This is a genomic window from Thioflexithrix psekupsensis (assembly GCF_002149925.1).
GTDB lineage: Bacteria > Pseudomonadota > Gammaproteobacteria > Beggiatoales > Beggiatoaceae > Thioflexithrix > Thioflexithrix psekupsensis.
The window spans coordinates 204,357-223,409 of record NZ_MSLT01000001.1 but is presented as its reverse complement, the minus strand read 5'-3'; the positions used below and the strand labels follow the sequence as shown (position 1 = coordinate 223,409).

Annotated in this window: 18 protein-coding genes; 8 read left to right on the top strand and 10 right to left on the bottom strand. The window is 41.2% G+C overall.

All coding sequences use genetic code 11. The features are described from left to right. Positions 1–1,061: 1,061 nt before the first annotated feature. Together TPSD3_RS00980 and TPSD3_RS00975 are read right to left on the bottom strand one after the other, a co-directional pair. Positions 1,062–3,062: a ribonuclease catalytic domain-containing protein gene (locus TPSD3_RS00980; protein WP_086486729.1), complete on the bottom strand. Its 2,001-nt coding sequence runs from the start codon at positions 3,060–3,062 to the stop codon at positions 1,062–1,064. 26 nt (positions 3,063–3,088) lie between these two features. After that, positions 3,089–3,283 carry a DUF1737 domain-containing protein gene (locus tag TPSD3_RS00975; RefSeq protein WP_086486728.1) on the bottom strand — a complete coding sequence of 65 codons (195 nt, stop codon included), beginning with the start codon at positions 3,281–3,283 and terminating at the stop codon, positions 3,089–3,091. A 287-nt stretch (positions 3,284–3,570) separates the two neighbouring features. Between TPSD3_RS00975 and TPSD3_RS00970 the strand changes: the two genes are divergently transcribed. Continuing rightward, positions 3,571–4,029 (top strand): PIN domain-containing protein, encoded by a 459-nt coding sequence (locus TPSD3_RS00970; RefSeq protein ID WP_140048448.1) that lies wholly within the window; start codon positions 3,571–3,573, stop codon positions 4,027–4,029. Positions 4,030–4,099: 70 nt separating this feature from the next. On the opposite strand, the gene TPSD3_RS00965 is transcribed toward TPSD3_RS00970, so the two are convergent. Further along, the gene (locus tag TPSD3_RS00965; protein ID WP_086486662.1) at positions 4,100–5,131 is read right to left on the bottom strand and encodes an IS630 family transposase; all 1,032 of its coding nucleotides are present in this window, start codon (positions 5,129–5,131) and stop codon (positions 4,100–4,102) included. A 266-nt stretch (positions 5,132–5,397) separates the two neighbouring features. Beyond that, positions 5,398–6,429 (bottom strand): IS630 family transposase, encoded by a 1,032-nt coding sequence (locus TPSD3_RS00960; RefSeq protein WP_086486726.1) that lies wholly within the window; start codon positions 6,427–6,429, stop codon positions 5,398–5,400. 62 nt (positions 6,430–6,491) lie between these two features. Here TPSD3_RS00960 and TPSD3_RS00955 point away from each other — a divergent pair, with 62 nt between their 5' ends. The 6 genes from TPSD3_RS00955 (at position 6,492) to TPSD3_RS00930 (ending at position 12,300) form a co-directional block, all read left to right on the top strand. Further along, complete coding sequence (locus TPSD3_RS00955) at positions 6,492–7,304, top strand: TonB-dependent receptor (protein WP_086486725.1); 813 nt, start codon at positions 6,492–6,494, stop codon at positions 7,302–7,304. Further along, complete coding sequence (locus TPSD3_RS00950) at positions 7,297–8,505, top strand: methanobactin export MATE transporter MbnM (RefSeq protein ID WP_086486724.1); 1,209 nt, start codon at positions 7,297–7,299, stop codon at positions 8,503–8,505. Before TPSD3_RS00955 ends, TPSD3_RS00950 begins: the two co-directional genes overlap by 8 nt. A gap of 239 nt (positions 8,506–8,744) precedes the next feature. Further along, positions 8,745–9,518, top strand: coding sequence for a polyphosphate--glucose phosphotransferase (ppgK, locus tag TPSD3_RS00945; RefSeq protein ID WP_086486723.1), 774 nt, complete (start codon positions 8,745–8,747; stop codon positions 9,516–9,518). A 21-nt stretch (positions 9,519–9,539) separates the two neighbouring features. Then, a complete protein-coding gene (locus tag TPSD3_RS00940; protein WP_086486722.1) occupies positions 9,540–10,391 on the top strand; it encodes an AAA family ATPase in 852 nt (283 codons plus the stop codon). A 48-nt stretch (positions 10,392–10,439) separates the two neighbouring features. Further along, a complete protein-coding gene (locus TPSD3_RS00935; RefSeq protein WP_245391497.1) occupies positions 10,440–11,576 on the top strand; it encodes a vWA domain-containing protein in 1,137 nt (378 codons plus the stop codon). A 31-nt stretch (positions 11,577–11,607) separates the two neighbouring features. Continuing rightward, positions 11,608–12,300 carry a GntR family transcriptional regulator gene (locus tag TPSD3_RS00930; RefSeq protein WP_086486720.1) on the top strand — a complete coding sequence of 231 codons (693 nt, stop codon included), beginning with the start codon at positions 11,608–11,610 and terminating at the stop codon, positions 12,298–12,300. A 20-nt stretch (positions 12,301–12,320) separates the two neighbouring features. On the opposite strand, the gene TPSD3_RS00925 is transcribed toward TPSD3_RS00930, so the two are convergent. After that, positions 12,321–12,599, bottom strand: a complete 279-nt coding sequence (locus tag TPSD3_RS00925; RefSeq protein ID WP_086486719.1) for an HP0495 family protein — start codon at positions 12,597–12,599, stop codon at positions 12,321–12,323. A 12-nt stretch (positions 12,600–12,611) separates the two neighbouring features. Then, positions 12,612–13,994 carry a 23S rRNA (uracil(1939)-C(5))-methyltransferase RlmD gene (gene rlmD / locus TPSD3_RS00920; RefSeq protein ID WP_245391496.1) on the bottom strand — a complete coding sequence of 461 codons (1,383 nt, stop codon included), beginning with the start codon at positions 13,992–13,994 and terminating at the stop codon, positions 12,612–12,614. A 117-nt stretch (positions 13,995–14,111) separates the two neighbouring features. On the opposite strand from rlmD, the gene TPSD3_RS00915 reads away from it, so the two are divergent. Continuing rightward, positions 14,112–14,303, top strand: a complete 192-nt coding sequence (locus tag TPSD3_RS00915) for a hypothetical protein (protein ID WP_086486717.1) — start codon at positions 14,112–14,114, stop codon at positions 14,301–14,303. 53 nt (positions 14,304–14,356) lie between these two features. On the opposite strand, the gene TPSD3_RS00910 is transcribed toward TPSD3_RS00915, so the two are convergent. The 4 genes from TPSD3_RS00910 to lpdA all read right to left on the bottom strand — a co-directional run bounded on the left by TPSD3_RS00910 (position 14,357) and on the right by lpdA (position 19,017). Further along, complete coding sequence (locus TPSD3_RS00910) at positions 14,357–15,502, bottom strand: ABC transporter substrate-binding protein (protein ID WP_086486716.1); 1,146 nt, start codon at positions 15,500–15,502, stop codon at positions 14,357–14,359. A gap of 39 nt (positions 15,503–15,541) precedes the next feature. Then, positions 15,542–16,684 (bottom strand): ABC transporter substrate-binding protein, encoded by a 1,143-nt coding sequence (locus tag TPSD3_RS00905; protein ID WP_086486715.1) that lies wholly within the window; start codon positions 16,682–16,684, stop codon positions 15,542–15,544. A gap of 387 nt (positions 16,685–17,071) precedes the next feature. Beyond that, the gene (locus tag TPSD3_RS00900; RefSeq protein WP_217884326.1) at positions 17,072–17,230 is read right to left on the bottom strand and encodes a hypothetical protein; all 159 of its coding nucleotides are present in this window, start codon (positions 17,228–17,230) and stop codon (positions 17,072–17,074) included. Between the two features lie 50 nt (positions 17,231–17,280). Next, complete coding sequence (gene lpdA, locus TPSD3_RS00895; protein ID WP_086486713.1) at positions 17,281–19,017, bottom strand: dihydrolipoyl dehydrogenase; 1,737 nt, start codon at positions 19,015–19,017, stop codon at positions 17,281–17,283. Between the last annotated feature and the right edge of the window lie 36 nt (positions 19,018–19,053).

Genomic DNA, 19,053 nt, shown 5'->3' with positions numbered 1-19,053 from the left:
GTCTTTCAAAAAAAGACCTTAATGTTAAACGGTGATAAAGTCGGGCAGAACAGCTTATGTACGCGGAACGCTCCAGCGAGTAGCCAGTCAACGCCATGACGGAAAAAACGCAACAGTCTCCTCCATCCTCCTTTGGTGGTTTGGCGCGGTACAAAACGCCGCGCCTTTTTAAGAACAAGCAACAGCGACCGTACCATTTTTAATACTAAACGGTCACAAAGTCAGGCAAAAACAGCTTATGTACGCGGAACGCTCCAGCGAGTAGCCAGTCAACGCCGTGACGGAAAAAACGCAACAGTCTCCTCCATCCTCCTTTGGTGGTTTGGCGCGGTACAAAACGCCGCGCCTTTTTCGGTTACGCTGTAATGGTCTGCGTCTTCTCAGCAAGCAGACGATTACAACGAGTCTCCTCCGCCTTCCTTTGGTGGTTTGGCGCGGTGTAAAGCACCGCGCTCTTTTTGTCTTATAATGGCAATACTTAAACCACTTGAAACAACAGCAATTACGTCTCAAACGCGATTCGTTTCGCGGGGCATTACACACGACTTATCCAGCAAGCGGTTTAGTCTTCATTATCGTGTGCAACTAAATCCTTGATTGTTAGAGAATCTTCCCTGATATTCTCCATCCATCCCTCCTAGTGATTTGGCGTGGCGTACGGCTCGTGTTTGGACAGAGCCTTCGCTGAACCTTTTGACCGCCTGCATAAATGAAAGACAAACTCCGTTTATAGCCGCAAGCGGTGGCTGATTATAACACGTAAAATAATCCACTGATAGTAACGATATTGCTTTTTTATTGTTTTTCGTTTTTTTTTCGTGCTTAACGGCTGTTGTCACAATGTGGTCATTTTCATTTGAATTTATACAATTTGTGTTTCTTTACATTCACCGCATTTCCCAATGATGACAAGACAAAAAAAATGCAGAAACATAATACATTATTATGTCCCTGCACGATAAACTTCAGACTCTTCGCTTCAGCCAAAGAATAAGCGTCATTCTAAACCTAAGCCTTTTAAAAGCCAATACAAACATAAATTTTTTTGTATTTTATATTGTCTATCCCACTCTTAACCGAATTTGCCCCGTTTTCACCTTCGCTTTATCAAGTAACACTGTCACCACACTGCCCAAAGGCGGCAAAGATGCAGCATCGCTGCTGCCTAAAAAGGCCTCCACGCCCCACGGCCGCAATTCAACCTTGTAACCGCCGCGCACTGGGCTAATCAGTAAGGCTTCTAAGGGACGATTTTGCCATTCTCGGTTCAAATATTCGATAAACCAGCGTCGTTTCGCATCGGATTCTGCTTGTTTGGCTTCGCGGGCGGTGCGTTCAGCGGTGCTTAATACTTTTAGCAGTTCTTCTTGATCGTAAGGCAAGGTTTCGCCCAATAAATGCGCTAACAATTGTCGTTGCATCACCAAATCGGCAAAACGACGCAAGGGCGAACTTAATTGAGAATAAACCGATAAACCTAATCCACTGTGCTGGCCGGGATGTAAAGATAACGTCGATGGTTTTAACCATTTGATTACTTTATAAAAACCCAATGGCTCGGCTAACACTTCTGGCGTAATCGTTTCTGTCGGCGGCTCTTGTACGCGGTAAATAAACGGCACTTGACAGCGACTGGCATAACTGGCCGCAAGATGGTTGGCAAGAATCATCATTTCCGCCACCAACAATCGACTGGGAGAATCTCGATCCAATAGAGTCACTTCAATGTGATCATCGGGAGAAATACTGATTTTATATTCAGGACGCTGTAGATTAAACGCGCCCGCGGCCACCCGTTTATCTTGTAATTTTTTTGCTACATCAAACAGTTGCCGCAATGGCATCACCCAATCATGGTCTTCTGGCGTAGCGGTGTCACTCAAGTAATGATCCACATCGGTGTAATGCAAACGATAACGCACTTCAATGGCTTCACGGCTAATTTGACAATCTAACACCGTCGCATCGTCATCTAGCGTAATGCGCAAAACAATCGAAGATCGCACCACATTGGGATTAAGACTGGCTAAATCGCAGGAAATTCGCTCAGGAATCATTAAAACGGTTTGCGTGGGCAGATAAACTGTCGTACCGCGTCGCATGGCTTCCCGATCCAACACATCACCATTGTGAATTAACGTAGCAGGATCAGCGATGGCAATTTGAACCAACCAACGATCCCCGTCACGTTGAATACTGAGGGCATCATCGACTTCTCGCGTGTCCTCATCATCAATACTACATAATAACGGCGTAATCGTTTGTTGTGGCGCGGGCTGCCACAATTGAACGGTGGCGCAGGCTTCTTGTACGACTTGAGAAAATTCAGGTTTTAGCCCGGCGATGATCACATCTCGATCCGCATTGTCGGGCAAACGGCGTAATTTTTGTAAAATATCAAAAACAAATTCACGGGGAGTTTGCTTGGCTTGTTCGGCGACGGGATCGATTAATTCTTCAATGAATTTGTCATTATCACCGCGCAATAACCAAGCGTCTAAGCGGTCGGCAAAAGCATTTAATTCGCTGGGTAAAGTGAGAGATTCCGCGCGGATGGATTGTTTTAACCAATCGCGGGCTAATTCTTTTTCTTTAGCGCGCTGTTGTTCTCGTTCGCGTTGTTGTTTCAATTCATCAAGTTGCTGAACGGTGCGCGGCTCCCAAGCGCGTAATTTACGCTTAAAATAAAGCCGATCTTCTGCCAATAATAACCAAATGGCTGCCAATTGTTCCGTGCCAATTTCACCACCGAAATATAAATCGGCCAAATCATCCATTTCTGACACCGCCAATTCCAAAGCACTCTCCCATAATAGGCGAATGTCCATGGTAGAACGAATGCCCATCACCGCTTGAGAAATGCGACGAACGGCATTTGGCCACTCGCTGCTGTCTTTGACTTTCAAGGGATGTTGCCATAACAACTTGTCTTCGGACACGTTTTGTTCGCGTCCTTTGTCGGTTAATACGCGAACTTTGTTTTTATTGCGTTGTAAAACACAAACAAAACTCAGATCATCGTTATCGTGCATTGCCCAAATTTGGCCTTCAAAATCACTCACAGAATCAATTCCTTAAAACAAAAATGTTATTCGGTGGGTTGCACCATTCCCTGAGCATAACACACAGAGTCACCATGAAATGACACGGAGACTTGGCCGTGTAATTGCCAACCTTTGGCGATTAAGTCATTGGTTGTCTTTTCAAATGTGCTATGTAAATTGGCTTCAAGATGGGCAGTAGGTAAGACGGTTGTTATAAGACGGTATTTTTGATATTTCATTGATGTACACTCCACGCAAACACACAACGCGGTGTTTTTAGGGGCAGATTTAGAGACGAATTATAGCAGTTTTGTGGCAAAGGTTAATGAATTTAAAGGGGGATTTGATTGTTATTTTTAAATGAATATCGTGATCTGATGTTAAGATGAAATCTTCAAATCACCCAAATAAGTATGACTAACAAAAAATATAGACTGGTTTGAAATATCTTAGAGTGCTAAAATTGGCCAGAAGTAACGAATTGTGTCGTGCTTGAAGGGAAAAAAGTTTGAGAAATAATTACATTTTGATTGATTACGAAAATGTGCAGCCGAAAAGTTTATCTTTGCTTAATGCGCATGTATTTAAGCTGCTCGTTTTTGTCGGTGCTAATCAAACAAAAATACCGTTTGAAATGGCCGTAGAAATTCAGCAGTTAGGCAACAAAGCGGAGTATGTAAAAATAGGTGGAAGTGGGCCAAATGCTTTGGATTTTCATATTGCTTTTTATCTGGGTGAATTGGTGCAAAAAGACCCTAGTGGTTATTTTCACATTGTTTCCAAAGATACAGGTTTTGATCCGCTAATAAAACATCTTAAAGAAAAAAAGATTTTTGCCCAACGTAAAGAGGAATTAAATGACATCCAAATCTTAAATGTGTCAAGTTCCACGACAATGGACGAAAAAATTAGCGCAGTAGTGCAGCGTCTTGCTTCTTGCGCAAACAAAACCACGCAAAATGCCTGCATTAATAAATACAATTAATGCCTTATTCTTAAAAAAACTATACCAAAATTATGTGAGATATAAAAACAAATTAAGTTCTAATATCTAGCTAGATATTAGGTATAAGATACTGTTTAATTTTATTAAACTTAAACACTTTACCTGACAAAAAGGTCTCAAACATACTAGTGACTTCTTTAAAGCTTGATAGACGATGAAAATTCTTTCTGACCCAATTCTTACCTTGAAGCCAAATATCCTCGACTGGATTTTGCTCTGGGGCATTGGGCGCAAATCTTAATAAACGAACTTTCCATTCTGATTCTGGAAGTCCCCCATTTAATTTCTCTAAATAAGTTCTTAAACCTTCAGAACGATGATAACTTGCACCATCCCAAATAATCACATGACGGGCTTCTTTATATCTGTAAATGAGCCAGTTAATAAAGTCTATCGTATATTTTGTATCAGCTTTCTTTGCCCTATCTAAAATAAATTCTCCCGTATAAATATTCACCGCTCCATACCACGTTTGAGAAGTGCGATAATTACTCATCTTTATTGACGTTCTTTCTCCTTTTTTCGACCAAACATAACCACAAATATCTCCCCACAACTGATGGCTTTCGTCTTGCATCCAGTACATTACCTCTCCACTTTCTATCTGTTCACGCTCCTTATCTATTAAATCCTTAATCTCTTTTTTTTTAGCTTCTACTTTTACCTCATCTTTTGCCGAATTCTCTTTGTGTGTCTTCTTATAACTTAAATTCGCTTCTTCTAATAATTTAGTATAAGAAGTATTTGAAGAATAGAAAACATCATACTCCTCTTTTAAGTATCTCTTTAGTTCCTCTATTGTTATTGTCTTCTTTTCTTGTATCCAATTAATCACATCTTCTCGTTCACGCGGCTTTAAATACCCTGGTGAGCCTTTATACGCTAACTTTAATCCTTCAACCCCTGACGCTAAATAAATGGCTTTCCATTTATCCACAAATTGCACACTGACACAACACGCTAAAGCCGCTTCCGCACGCACAAAACCAAGCAAAGACATTCTTACTGCCATCGCTCGCTTCACTTCTCTCGCTTCACCTGTTGACATTAACTCTTCTAAATCTTCATATCTCTTGTTCATTATTCTCTCCTATTTAAAAAGTATTATTATACGACTCTGAAAAAATTGGTATAGGAGAAAGTGAATTGATTGCAATTGTTGAAGAAATGAAAAAACGCGGGATGATTGTGCTTGACAAGGAAAATGTCACCTATCATTTGTCTGTTAATTCACCTTAATTATTCTTTTTATTAAGAGAACGCGACAAAGAAATTGAACATTTAAAAAAATAAATCTTATACCAAAATTATGTGAGATATAAAAACAAATTAAGTTTTAATATCTAGCTAGATATTAGGTATAAGATACTGTTTAATTTTATTAAACTTAAACACTTTACCTGACAAAAAGGTCTCAAACATACTAGTGACTTCTTTAAAGCTTGATAGACGATGAAAATTCTTTCTGACCCAATTCTTACCTTGAAGCCAAATATCCTCAACTGGATTTTGCTCTGGGGCATTAGGCGCAAATCTTAATAAACGAACTTTCCATTCTGATTCTGGAAGTCCCCCATTTAATTTCTCTAAATAAGTTCTTAAACCTTCAGAACGATGATAACTTGCACCATCCCAAATAATCACATGACGGGCTTCTTTATATCTGTAAATGAGCCAGTTAATAAAGTCTATCGTATATTTTGTATCAGCTTTCTTTGCCCTATCTAAAATAAATTCTCCCGTATAAATATTCACCGCTCCATACCACGTTTGAGAAGTGCGATAATTACTCATCTTTATTGACGTTCTTTCTCCTTTTTTCGACCAAACATAAGCACAAATATCTCCCCACAACTGATGGCTTTCGTCTTGCATCCAGTACATTACCTCTCCACTTTCTATCTGTTCACGCTCCTTATCTATTAAATCCTTAATCTCTTTTTTTTTAGCTTCTACTTTTACCTCATCTTTTGCCGAATTCTCTTTGTGTGTCTTCTTATAACTTAAATTCGCTTCTTCTAATAATTTAGTATAAGAAGTATTTGAAGAATAGAAAACATCATACTCCTCTTTTAAGTGTCTCTTTAGTTCCTCTATTGTTATTGTCTTCTTTTCTTGTATCCAATTAATCACATCTTCTCGTTCACGCGGCTTTAAATACCCTGGTGAGCCTTTATACGCTAACTTTAATCCTTCCACCCCTGACGCTAAATAAATGGCTTTCCATTTATCCACAAATTGCACACTGACACAGCACGCTAAAGCCACTTCCGCACGCACAAAACCAAGCAAAGACATTCTTACTGCCATCGCTCGCTTCACTTCTCTCGCTTCACCTGTTGACATTAACTCTTCTAAATCTTCATATCTTTTGTTCATTATTCTCTCCTATTTGAAAAGTATTATTATACGACTCTGAAAAAATTGGTATAGATTATCCTGTGATTAATGCGCGTTTATTAGGCGGAGAAGGAACGCGAGGAATGGGGATTGAATTAGCACATCAATTGCCTGTGAATTGGTCATCACAAATTAGTTTTTCTATACAAAATGCAGATGATGAAACAGCGATCAGTTTTTTAGGCGAAGGGCATTCACACGGTGACGATGATCAGGATCATCAGCATATTAATACAGAAGAATATCCGTTTTACGATGGTGTGGGTGGTACGCCCATTGTGCGCACAAAAAGCAGTCAAATCAGTGACTTCCTTTATACTCTCCGCTCAACTCAACAGTGGCAGCCGTCTTCTTCTCTGACAGTAAATTGGGGACTTTCGGGCATGATGGGAGCGAATCGTGCGGGTAAAAACAGTAAAACTTATTTGTATGGTACTGATTTAACAGTCATTATTCATTTAACGCCCACGCATACATTAACATGGCAAAGTGAGTGGATGCAACGTCATTTCCAAGTCGGCGCGTATCAAGATGATATAATGACTATTAAAAACAATACGTTAAAAGATTTTGGCTTTTATTCCCAGTTATTATACCAATTTCACCCGCAGTGGAAAATTGGATTACGTTATGATGATGCAACAGGCGATCACGCTTTGTTTTACGGACAACGAACGCAAGATGAGTTACGTAGTGATCGTTATCGTATTTCTTCATTACTCACATGGTCTCCGTGGCGACCGCTTACTTTTCATTTACAACATAATTATGATGTTGCTGATTTTACGGATAAAAAAGCAAGCACCGTGTGGTTAGGCGCATCTTGGACATGGGGAATGGGACATCATGAATAAAAATTTTTATGGGATTATTTTATTCGCGCTGGGATTAGTCGGCTGTGGGGGCGGCTCTGAAGAGGGAATCGCCACGATAAATCAAAGTCAAGCCTTTGTTATTCATAGTAATTATGATTGGAAACTGCCCGCAGGATTTCCTACGCCACGACAACCTTTAGATAATCCTATGTCTGCGGCTAAAGTTGAATTGGGACGCTTTTTGTTTTACGATACGCGCATGTCTGTAAACAATACATTTTCTTGTGCCAGTTGCCATGAGCAGCGTATGGCGTTTACAGATGGACGTAAAACAGCAATCGGGGCAACCGGTGAAATTCATCCGCGTAATAGCATGAGTTTGGTGAATACAGCTTATAATTCAGCCTTTAATTGGGCGAATCCAATGCTAAAATCATTACATCAACAAGCATTAATTCCCATGTTTGGGGAATTTCCTGTTGAGTTAGGCTGGGCGAATCAAGAAGAAAAAATTTTAGATAATTTTAGAATAGATGTATTATATCAAGAACGATTCGCCAAAGCATTTCCCAATGAAACCCATCCTATTAATAGCGGCAATATAAGTAAAGCGGTGGCCGCTTTTACGGCCAGTTTAATTTCTGGCAATTCTCCTTATGATAAGCAGGTTTATCAAAATCAGAAAAATGCCTTATCCGAATCAGCGAAACGCGGAATGGAATTGTTTTTTTCTGAAACATTAGAATGTTTTCATTGTCATGGGGGATTTAATTTTACCCAATCTTCTCAGCATGATAAAACCATTATTCCCGAAATCGAATTTCACAACACCGGCTTATACAACATTGCTGGCACGGGAGCTTATCCCGATAATGGCGGACGCGGCTTGTGGGAATCGACATTTAAAGCCGAAGATATGGGACGTTTTCGTGCGCCCACATTGCGCAATATTGAACTCACTGCGCCTTATATGCACGATGGTTCAATCGCCACTTTAGAGGAAGTTTTAATGGATCATTATGCCCGCGGTGGACGAATGATTGCCACGGGCGACTATGCGGGCGATGGCAAATTAAACCCATTTAAAAGCGAGTTAATTAATGGTTTTCGTCTCAGTGCCAGTGAGAAAGAAGATATGATTGCTTTTTTAAAAAGTTTAACTGATTGGGAATTTATTTGTGATGCGTGCTTTAAAGACCCTTTTGGGAATATTCCTGATCATCAAAATTGTTTTAAATAGATGAATAATTCAGTTCTGATTCAGGCTATTATTTTCTTGTCTGAATCAGAATCATTAACCTGATTTCAAAATAGATCGCATTCGTTTTTGATAAATAGCCATTATTTATCACATCCCTTCGCTATAGCACAAATAAAATCCCCTCTTTGCTATCTTTTCCCATCAGCGTTACACTTAACGCATTTACGCGGTAAAATAAAACCCCATTCAACAACGATTGTTTTTAACAAGGAAAAACGATGGAATTTTTAGGCATAGACATTGGTGGCTCAGGCATTAAAGGCGCGCCTGTTGACTTACAAGAAGGCGGCGTTCAAACAGAACGCCATCGCATCGCCACACCACAACCCGCTACACCAGAAGCAGTGGCGCAAGTGGTGGCGGAATTGGTGGCTTATTTTAATTGGCAAGGGCAAATTGGCTGTACTTTCCCTTCTGTGATTAAACAAGGGGTTGCGCACACGGCAGCCAATGTGGATTCGGGTTGGATTGGGCTAAATGCCGAGCGATTATTTAGCGAACGTTGTCAACGTCGGGTGTATTTGTTGAATGATGCGGATGCTGCGGGCTTAGCTGAAATGCGCTACGGCGCAGGGCGCGGACAATCAGGCTTAGTCATTATGCTCACCTTAGGCACGGGCATTGGTAGTGCAATTTTTTATCGCGGGCAATTGTTACCGAATACCGAATTCGGCCACTTACAAATACGCGGCAAAGATGCCGAACATCGCGCTTCTGCTAGAGTACGACAAGAAAAAAACTGGGGATTTGATAAATGGAGTTTGCGTGTCAGCGAATTTCTGGTGATAATGGAAAACTTATTTTGGCCAGATTTGTTTATTATTGGCGGCGGAATTAGCCGTAAACATGAAAAATTTTTACCCTTATTAACTTGCCGCACGCCCGTTGTTCCCGCGCAATTGCAAAATAATGCGGGCATTATTGGTGCAGCATTGGCGGCTTCATTGCAATTTGAATATGATTTGCAAGAAAAACCTTTTTTACATTATTAATAGACGCTCATTTTAATTCGCATGATACGCTTTACCAGTACAGATAATTATATTGTTACGGAAGACTTAATGTTATCCGTGAATGCGGCTTTAACCTTACAGCGACCGTTGTTAATTAAAGGCGAACCCGGTACGGGTAAAACACGTTTGGCTGAGGAAGTGGCTAAACGTTTAAATGCGCCTTTATTACAATGGCATATTAAATCGACCACTAAGGCGCAACAAGGTTTATACGAATATGATGCGGTGGCGCGTTTGCGTGATTCTCAATTGGGAGATAGCCGCGTGCATGATATTGGCCAGTATATTGTCAAGGGTAAATTGTGGCAGGCTTTTGAATCTGATGTGCCAGTGGTGTTATTAATTGATGAGATTGATAAAGCGGATATTGAATTTCCTAATGATTTGCTTTTAGAATTGGATAAAATGGAGTTTTATGTGTATGAAACGTCTACCCAAATCAAGGCAAAACATCGCCCAATGGTGTTTATTACCAGTAATAATGAGAAAGAATTACCTGATGCGTTTTTACGCCGTTGTTTTTTTCATTATATTAAATTTCCCGATAAAGACACCATGACCGATATTATCGCGGTACATTTTCCCCAATTGAAAAAAACCTTGTTGCGCGAAGCCTTAGAAATCTTTTTTGAAATTCGAGAATTGCCGGGGTTAAAGAAAAAACCATCGACTTCAGAATTATTAGATTGGTTAAAATTACTCATGGCCGAGGACATTACTCCCGAAGTGTTGCGCGAACATAATGAACGCCAACTGATTCCGCCTTTATATGGTGCATTATTGAAAAATGAGCAGGATGTGCATTTATTTGAACGGTTAATTTTTACCTTACGCCGTCAACAACGTTCTTAACCTATTAATATGCTGGTTGATTTCTTTTTTCATTTAAAAAAATTAGGCTTGACGGTTAGCTTGCGGGAATTTTTAGATTTACTCACCGCATTAAAACAAGGTTTAGCCCGTTATCGCGTGGAAGAATTCTATTTTCTTGCTCGCACTGTTTTAATTAAAGATGAAAGCCAATATGATCGGTTTGATTTGGCGTTTAATCTTTATTTTAAAGGTTTAGAAAAATTACCTGATTTAACTGCTTTTATTCCTGATACTTGGTTGCAACGCTTGGCGGATCGTCACTTGACTGCAGAAGAGCGGGCGCAAGTGCAAGCGGTGGGCGATTGGCAACAGCTCATGGATTTGCTGGCAATGCGCTTACGTGAGCAGCAGGAACGACATGAAGGGGGGGATACGTGGGTAGGTACTGGGGGAACGTCTCCGTTCGGTGCAGGCGGTTATAACCCCGAAGGCGTGCGCATCGGGCAACATGAGTCGCGTTATCAGCAAGCGGTGAAAATTTGGGAGCGACGGGAATTTAAAAATTTTGACAGCGGTTTAGAATTAGGCACGCGCCATTTAAAATTAGCTTTGCGTCGTTTACGCCAATTCGCCCGCGAAGGCGCAGCACAACAATTTGATTTAGAACAAACCATTCACGCCACCGCACGCAATGCGGGTTATTTAGATTTAAAAATGCGTCCTGAGCGACATAATGCGGTTAAAGTTTTATTATTATTAGATGTGGGCGGTTCAATGGATTATTTCACACGCTTATGTGAAGAATTGTTTTCCGCAGCACGCAGTGAATTTAAGCATTTAGAATATTATTATTTTCACAATTTTATTTACGAATTTCTTTGGCGTGATAATCGTCGTCGGTTTGAAGAGCGCGTTCCCACTTGGGATATTTTGCACACCTATGGCAGTGATTATAAAGTGATTTTTGTCGGCGATGCCAGCATGAGTCCTTATGAGATTATTTACCCCGGTGCCAGCGTAGAACATGACAATCCCGAAGCAGGACAGGTGTGGTTAAAGCGAATGCAAGCCATTTATTCTAAAACCGTTTGGTTAAATCCTGTCACCCATTCTCAATGGAAATATGTGCAATCTATCGGCATGATAAAACGGTTAATGGGAGATAGAATGTATCCCTTAACGCTTTCTGGTTTAGACGAAGCAATGAAGGCTTTAATGCGTTAATTATTTTTCTAGTTTTTAAGGTAATGTATAGATGAGTATGGATTTTAATGCAGCCCCTTGTTTGGCAGAACAGATTGCGGATTATTTGGGAGATTTAATTATTCGCGGCCATTTGCAACCCGGCGAACGCATTCAAGAAGTGAAAGTGACCAAAGAATTAAAAGTCAGCCGGGGTTCGGTGCGTGAGGCTTTATTGTTATTAGAACGTCGTTATTTAGTGCAGAATGTGCCGCGTAAAGGCGCGATTGTGGCCACTTTAACGCATACTGATATTCGCGGTTTATATAATTTATTGGGTTGTTTATATGCGTTATTGGGGCGCGATGTGGTGGAAACGTGGCAAACAGAAGAAGATTTATTGCCCTTTGATGCGTTAATTGCTGAAATTGAAGCCGCAGCATTTGCCAATGATTCGGATAAACTTTTTTGTTTATCTTTTGGTTTTTCTAACGTGGCTAAAAAATTAGTGGGCAATACTTTTTTAAATCAAACCTTAGAAAATTTGCGCCCTGTTTTTAGTCGAATTTATTACCAAATTGTGAATCATGATCCCAATGAATTGATTTTTATTGCAGATTTTTTAAAAAAATCAATGCAATTGGTGCGGGCAAGGGCTGCGGATGAGAACCGCGAATTAGTAAAACAGTATTTTGAGCGACAATGTCAAGTGGCATTAAGCTTATATCCCGACTTAGGACAAACGGATAAAAAGATTATTTCTTAATGCCTAATGTTCTCATTTTGCTACAACACCATTAACACTTTCGGATGTTGGCTTAATTCTCGATAAAGATCGTCTAACTGTTTTTTATTATGCGCAATAATTTTTGCGGTAATAGAGCAGTATTTAATCCCTTTACTTAAATTAATATGCCACCGATCTTTTTCCTCAAAATCAGGACAATGATGATGAATAATGGCTTTCACCAAAGGGATAAATTCATTATCCATTTTGCCGATGATTTTAATGGGAAAATCACAAGGAAATTGTAACAGCGTTTCATTTTCTTGATTCGACATCATAACTCTCCTGTCTCATTCACGAATTAACAGTGCCATTGATTCAACATGCGCCGTCTGTGGAAACATGTCCATAACGCCAATTCGCGCCAAACGGAAACCGTGTTGATGCACTAAAAAACCCACATCTCGCGCCAATGTCGCAGGATTACAAGAAATATACACGATACGCTTGGTCTGCTGCAAAGGCAAAACCTGTAGAATTTCTTGCGCGCCACTGCGCGGTGGATCAAGTAAAAGATAAGGATAAGATTGTTGTAACCAATCGGCTTTTAATTGCGCATCCGCTAAATTAGCCACATAATAGTTAATATTATACAACTCATGTGTGTGGGCATTGGCTTTGGCGCGGGAAATCAACTGGGCATCACCTTCTACGGCGGTGACTTGCTTCACCGTACGCGCCAATGGTAGGGTAAAATTACCCAAACCACAAAACAATTCTAATACGTCATCATTCGCACTGGCATTTAGCCAAGATAAAGCCTGTTTCACCATTTGTCGATTCATCTCAGGATTAATTTGAGTAAAATCGCTGGGCGCAAAATGAATTGTCACGTCATAATCAGGATGGCGATAATAAAGCCCATCCAACGGTAAATTGGGCGGCCATAATGCGGTAATCGAATCAATGCCTTTGGCTTGGGTATAAAATGCAATTTGGTATTGCTGAGCAAATGCGATAAGACGCTGTTGGTCATCCAGCGACAATGGCACAAGATGACGAATGACACAAGCCGTTTGGTGATCGCCAATCGCCACTTCAATTTGCGGAATATGTAGTTTACAATCCAGTGTGTCTAAGCAATTTCGTAATTCTATAAACCGCTCGCCTATGCTATGATGTAAAACGTCACAGCGACTTAAATCGGCTAAATAGCGATTTTTTTCCTCCCGAAATCCCACCAACATTCCGCCTTTGGCTGGTACATGGCGCACGCCTAAACGTGCTTTATGCCGATAACCTGAGACCGCACTGCGCAATGGCGGAGCGATTTCTTCGGCTTGAGTTTGGGCGATGTGTTGGATTTGTTCTAACAACATGGCTTGTTTTAAAGCGATTTGGGCATCACTATTGAGATGTTGTAGGCTACAACCGCCACAAATATCCGCATGAGGACACGGTGGTGTCACACGTTCTGGCGCAGCTTGTAAAACTTCTAATACGCGCCCTTCATCAAAATGGCGTTGACGTGATAAATAACGAAATACTACTTTTTCTTGCGGTAATGCGCCAGAAATAAAAACGACTTTGCCATCCAGTTGTGCGATGCCGCGTCCATCATGGGCGAAGCGTTCCACAGTGGCTTCCGTAGGCGTTTGCGGTATTCGTTGGCGAGTTCGCGGCATAAACATATCCAATTGAGCAGTGAAAAGGTTTAAATAGGAACGGGACATTTTTATTCCCATTGCTTTAATTGCGGTTAAATTGTACCATTTTGGCCTGAGTTTTGTTTGTGAGAACAAGCCATGTTTTTTCTCAAAGTATACATTAATTCACAGGAAGTGAACATTATGGAGTTATTTGTAGATAAATTGCTACAGTTTGGGCGTATTTTATTAGGAGCGGTTATTTTAATTACAGGTACTTTTGGCTTGTTTATCAATTTTCATGATATTTTCTTTTTGATTGTTAATGTTTGCTTTTTGGTGGTGGGCTTATTCTTATTTTTAGAAATAAATCCTGCCAAAACCCAATCTCGATAAATAAAAAATGCACCTGTTAAAAGGTGCATTTTTTTATTGGGCTTAATGAAGGATTAAAACGAAGGCGTAACGGTTTTAAACAACTTTAATTCGCCTTTTTCTACCGTTAAAATCACCACCGATTTATTTAACGGATCGCCATGTTCATCAAAACTAATTGCACCTGTTGCCGTTTTTAATTGATTGGTTTGGGTTAATGCCTCTCTAATTTTTTGAGAATCCGTGCTATTGGCGCGGGTAATGGCATCGGCTAAAATTAACACCGCATCAAAACTGGTGGCGACACTTCCATTGGGAATGGTACCGGGATATTTGGCTTGATAACGTTGTTTAAACTCTTGGCTCATGGGCGAGTCGATATCAGGATGCCAATGGGTAGAGAAAAAAATGCCTTCAATCGCTTCTAATGGCTGATAATCCGCCAATGTTCCTCCCAACATGCCATCTGCCCCTAAAAAGCGCGTTTTTACGCCCAATTGATAGGCTTGTTTTAAAATCAATGCGGTATCTCGATAATGGCCGGGTAAATAAACCACGTCGGGTTTTAATTCTTTTACTCGCAATAATAATTGGGCGAAATCAATTTGTTTTTCCCGATATTCACCTTTCCAAATAATTTGACCAGAATGTTGGGTAAAAGTACGGCTAAAGATTTCTAATAAACCAATGCTATATTCACTGCTAACATTGGTTAAAACAACAGCGGTTTTAGCTTTTAAAGTATCAATCGCAAATTTGGCCATCACCGCGCCTTGAAACGGGTCAATAAAACAGGAACGAAACACATAATCTAAGCCTTTAGTGACTCTCTCATGGGTGGCATTGCTGGCGATCATGGGAATTTTGGCTTGATTTAAGATGGGTCCTGTAATCATCGCGTGGGAACTCCACGCCGGCCCAATCACCGCAACCACACCCGCTGCCACTGCATCCATTGCGGCTTGACGACTGCCTAATGGGGTGCTTTGATTGTCAAAAGAAATTAATTCAATCGGTCGCCCTAATACCCCGCCTTTTTCCATTACATATTCCACGCCTAATTCTGCCCCACGCAGATCGTGAATATTCGTCCCCGCCGCCACGCCCGTTAAGCCATAAATTGCGCCAATTTTAATGGGTTCTATGGGATCGGCTTGTAACAGCGATACTTGACTTATTAAAGCCACAAAAACAAAATATAAACGCAAAAAATAACGCATTGTTTAACCTCTTTGGTGGAAAGAAATAAGCCTACCTAATTAAAATGAAGGCGTAACTGTTTTAAACAACTTTAATTCGCCTTTTTCTACTCTTAAAATCACCACAGATTTATTCAACGGATCGCCGTGTTCATCAAAACTAATCGCTCCCGTCGCAACGGGCAATTGATTAGTTTCCGTTAATGCCACTCTAATTTTCTCCGATTCAGTGCTATTGGCACGGGTAATGGCATCGGCTAAAATCAATACCGCATCGAAACTATTGGCCACGCCACTGGGAACAACACCGGGATATTTCGCCAAATAACGCTGTTTAAAATCTTGGCTAATAGGCGTGTCAATATCAGGATGCCAATGGGTAGAGAAAAAAACGCCTTCAATCGATTCAACAGGCTCATAATCGGACAATCTCCCCCCCAGCATTCCATCTGCCCCTAAAAAGAGATTTTTTATTCCTAATTGATAGGCTTGTTTTAAAATAAAAATCGTGTCTCGATAATGGCCGGGTAAATAAATCACATCAGGATTGAATTCCTTTATGGGTAATAATATATCCGCAAAATCAACTTGTTTTTCTTGATATTCTCCTTTCCAAAGAATTTGCCCAGAATGTTCCGTAAAAATACGGCTAAAAATGTCTAATAAACCGAGGCTATATTCGCTATTGACATTGGTTAAAACCACCGCGGTTTTAGCGTTTAATGTTTCTCTGGCGAATGTGGCCATGACCGCGCCTTGAAACGAGTCAGTAAAACAGGAACGAAACACATAATCTAAGCCTTTAGTCACATTTTCATGCGTGGCATTGCTGGCAATCATGGGAATTTTGGCTTGATTTAAAATGGGACCAATAATCATCGCGTGCGAACTCCACGACGGCCCCACCACAGCCACTACGCCCGCAGCAATCGCATCCATTGCGGCTTGACGACTGCCCAGCGGAGTACTTTCATTGTCAAAAGCAATTAACTCAATCGGCCGTCCCAATAAGCCGCCTTTTTCCATCAAATATTCCACCGCTAATTCTGTTCCTCGTAAATAATTTACATTGGTGCCAGAAGCCGCGCCCGTTAAGCCGTAAATAGCACCAATTTTAATGGGTTCTACTGGATTAGCATGGGACAGTGATAGGGGAGTGATTAAAGCCAATAAAACAGAATATAAAAGTAAAAAATAACGCATTTGTTAGTCTCTTTAGTTAAGGAAAGAATCAGATTAAAATAACAATCCAAAAATTAAGCCAATATGTACGGCAGCATGAAATAAAATTGTATCGTGTAATCCTTGTTTTAATTCACGCAATGCCCGAATGGTTACAATACAAAAGGGGATGCTGATGTCGTGCGTAAGAATATAGGCTGTTTATGATGATGACGAAAATAACTATAGCAAAATTAAGCCATTTATAAAACTTTTTTGTCTGAATCAGAATTTACAGAATTTCAGGATTTTCAGAATTTAAGTCTAATAAAAAAAACAGCCGAATAGCCACAAAATATTATCTTAGCTATTCGGCCGCATGGTGACGTTTAATTCACGATTTATTATGGCAACGTTTTTTAGATTTACTCACTTTTCCATCTTTACAAACAAATTTCCCGTCAGGAGTGCAATGGCTAACGCCGCCTTTTTTCCTGAGCAAGCTCTGTTGCCTTTGTCTGCCAGTGAAGGATTGGATACCAAAAATAGTCCCATAAACACAAAATAAAGTAACGATTTTTTCATCATTATTCCTCAGTAAGTTGAGACATACAATGTACCAGCATTTGTAATAGTTCTCAACCCCGATTAACAGGCCACGCCTGCCGCCGCGGCGCATACAAATCCGTAATTTCTCCCGTTGCCATTTCCGCGGCGAAGCCGATGGTTTCGCTTAATGTGGGATGGGCGTGGATTAATAGGCTTAAATCATCGACATCCGCGCCCATTTCGCAGGCTAATACGGCTTCGGCCAACAATTCCCCCGCCGATAATCCCACAATCCCCCCGCCGATCACTCGACGAGAATCCCGATCAAACAATAACTTAGTCACGCCTTCTTCGCGTCCCATGCTCAAAGCGCGTCCGCTGGCCAGCCAAGGAAAAACACCTTTTTCAAAGGCGAGTCCTTGCGCTTTTGCTTCCGTTTCTGTCACACCAAACCAAGCCACTTCGGGATCGGTGTAAGCCACAGAAGGAATCACACGCGCATCCATAAATGCCCGATGTCCTGCGGCATTTTCTGCGGCAACTTTCGCCTCATGCACCGCTTTATGCGCCAACATCGGTTGGCCGACGACATCACCAATCGCAAAAATATGGGCAACATTGGTGCGCATTTGTCGATCTACGGGGATAAAACCGCGTTCCGTCACCGTTACGCCTGCTTTTTCAGCGGCTAATTGCGCGCCATTCGGTTGTCTCCCAATGGCAATTAATACTTTATCAAAATCATGTTTTTCTAACGCGCCATCACGCGATAAAGAAACCTCTAAAGATTCTGGTTTTGTCACAATATTTTCCAGCTTAGTATTAAGCCAAATTCCTGCATATTGTTTAGCAATTCTTTGCTGTAAAGGTTTCACTAAATCGCGGTCGCAACCAGGGATTAATTGATCCGTTAATTCCATCACAGTCACTTTTGATCCCAGCGCATGATAAACCGTCGCCATTTCTAAACCAATAATGCCCCCGCCGACAATTAATAATCGCTCAGGCACATCGCGCAAAGCCAGCGCGTCGGTCGAATCCATTAAACGATCATCTGACCACGGCAAATGCGCTAATTTAATTGGCCGCGATCCCACAGCAATAATACACTGTTCAAACTGCACCGTTTTTAAACCTTCGGCCGTCGTCACTTGTAAACGGTGATCGGCGACAAATTCAGCCATTCCCGTCAATCGCGTGACTTTTCGTTGTTTGGCTAAACCCGCTAAACCGCCCGTTAAACGCTTAATAATGCCGTTTTTCCACGTCAATAATGCGGCTAAATCAATTTTCGGCGGGGCGAAATGTACGCCGCACGTTTCCATTTCACGCGCTTCATTGAGAATCGCGGCGGTATGCAGCAGGGCTTTAGAAGGAATACATCCCACATTCAAACACACCCCACCCAAATCCGCAAAGCGTTCAATTAACAACACTTTTTTACCCAAATCCGCCGCACGAAATGCAGCCGTATAACCGCCAGGCCCCGCACCAATCACCACCACTTCCGTTTGTATATCTGCACTTGTATTTGTTTGCACTGCGGCGACGGGCGCGGGCGTAGAAACGGGCGCAGGCGCGGTTTGTGTGGCTTCGGCGGGAGAAATATCGAATAAATGCGTGCCTTGCGTCACTTTATCGCCCACATTAACCCGAATTCGCGTAATCACCCCCGCACACGGCGCAGGAATGTCCATTGTCGCTTTATCACTTTCCAAAGTGACTAAAGGCGCATCAACACTGACACGGTCGCCTTCTTTAACCAGAATTTCAATAATAGGTACGTCTTTAAAATCGCCAATATCAGGCACGTAAATAGGAGTCATTGCATTTCCCTTTAAAAAATCGTGATGAAGGGATAA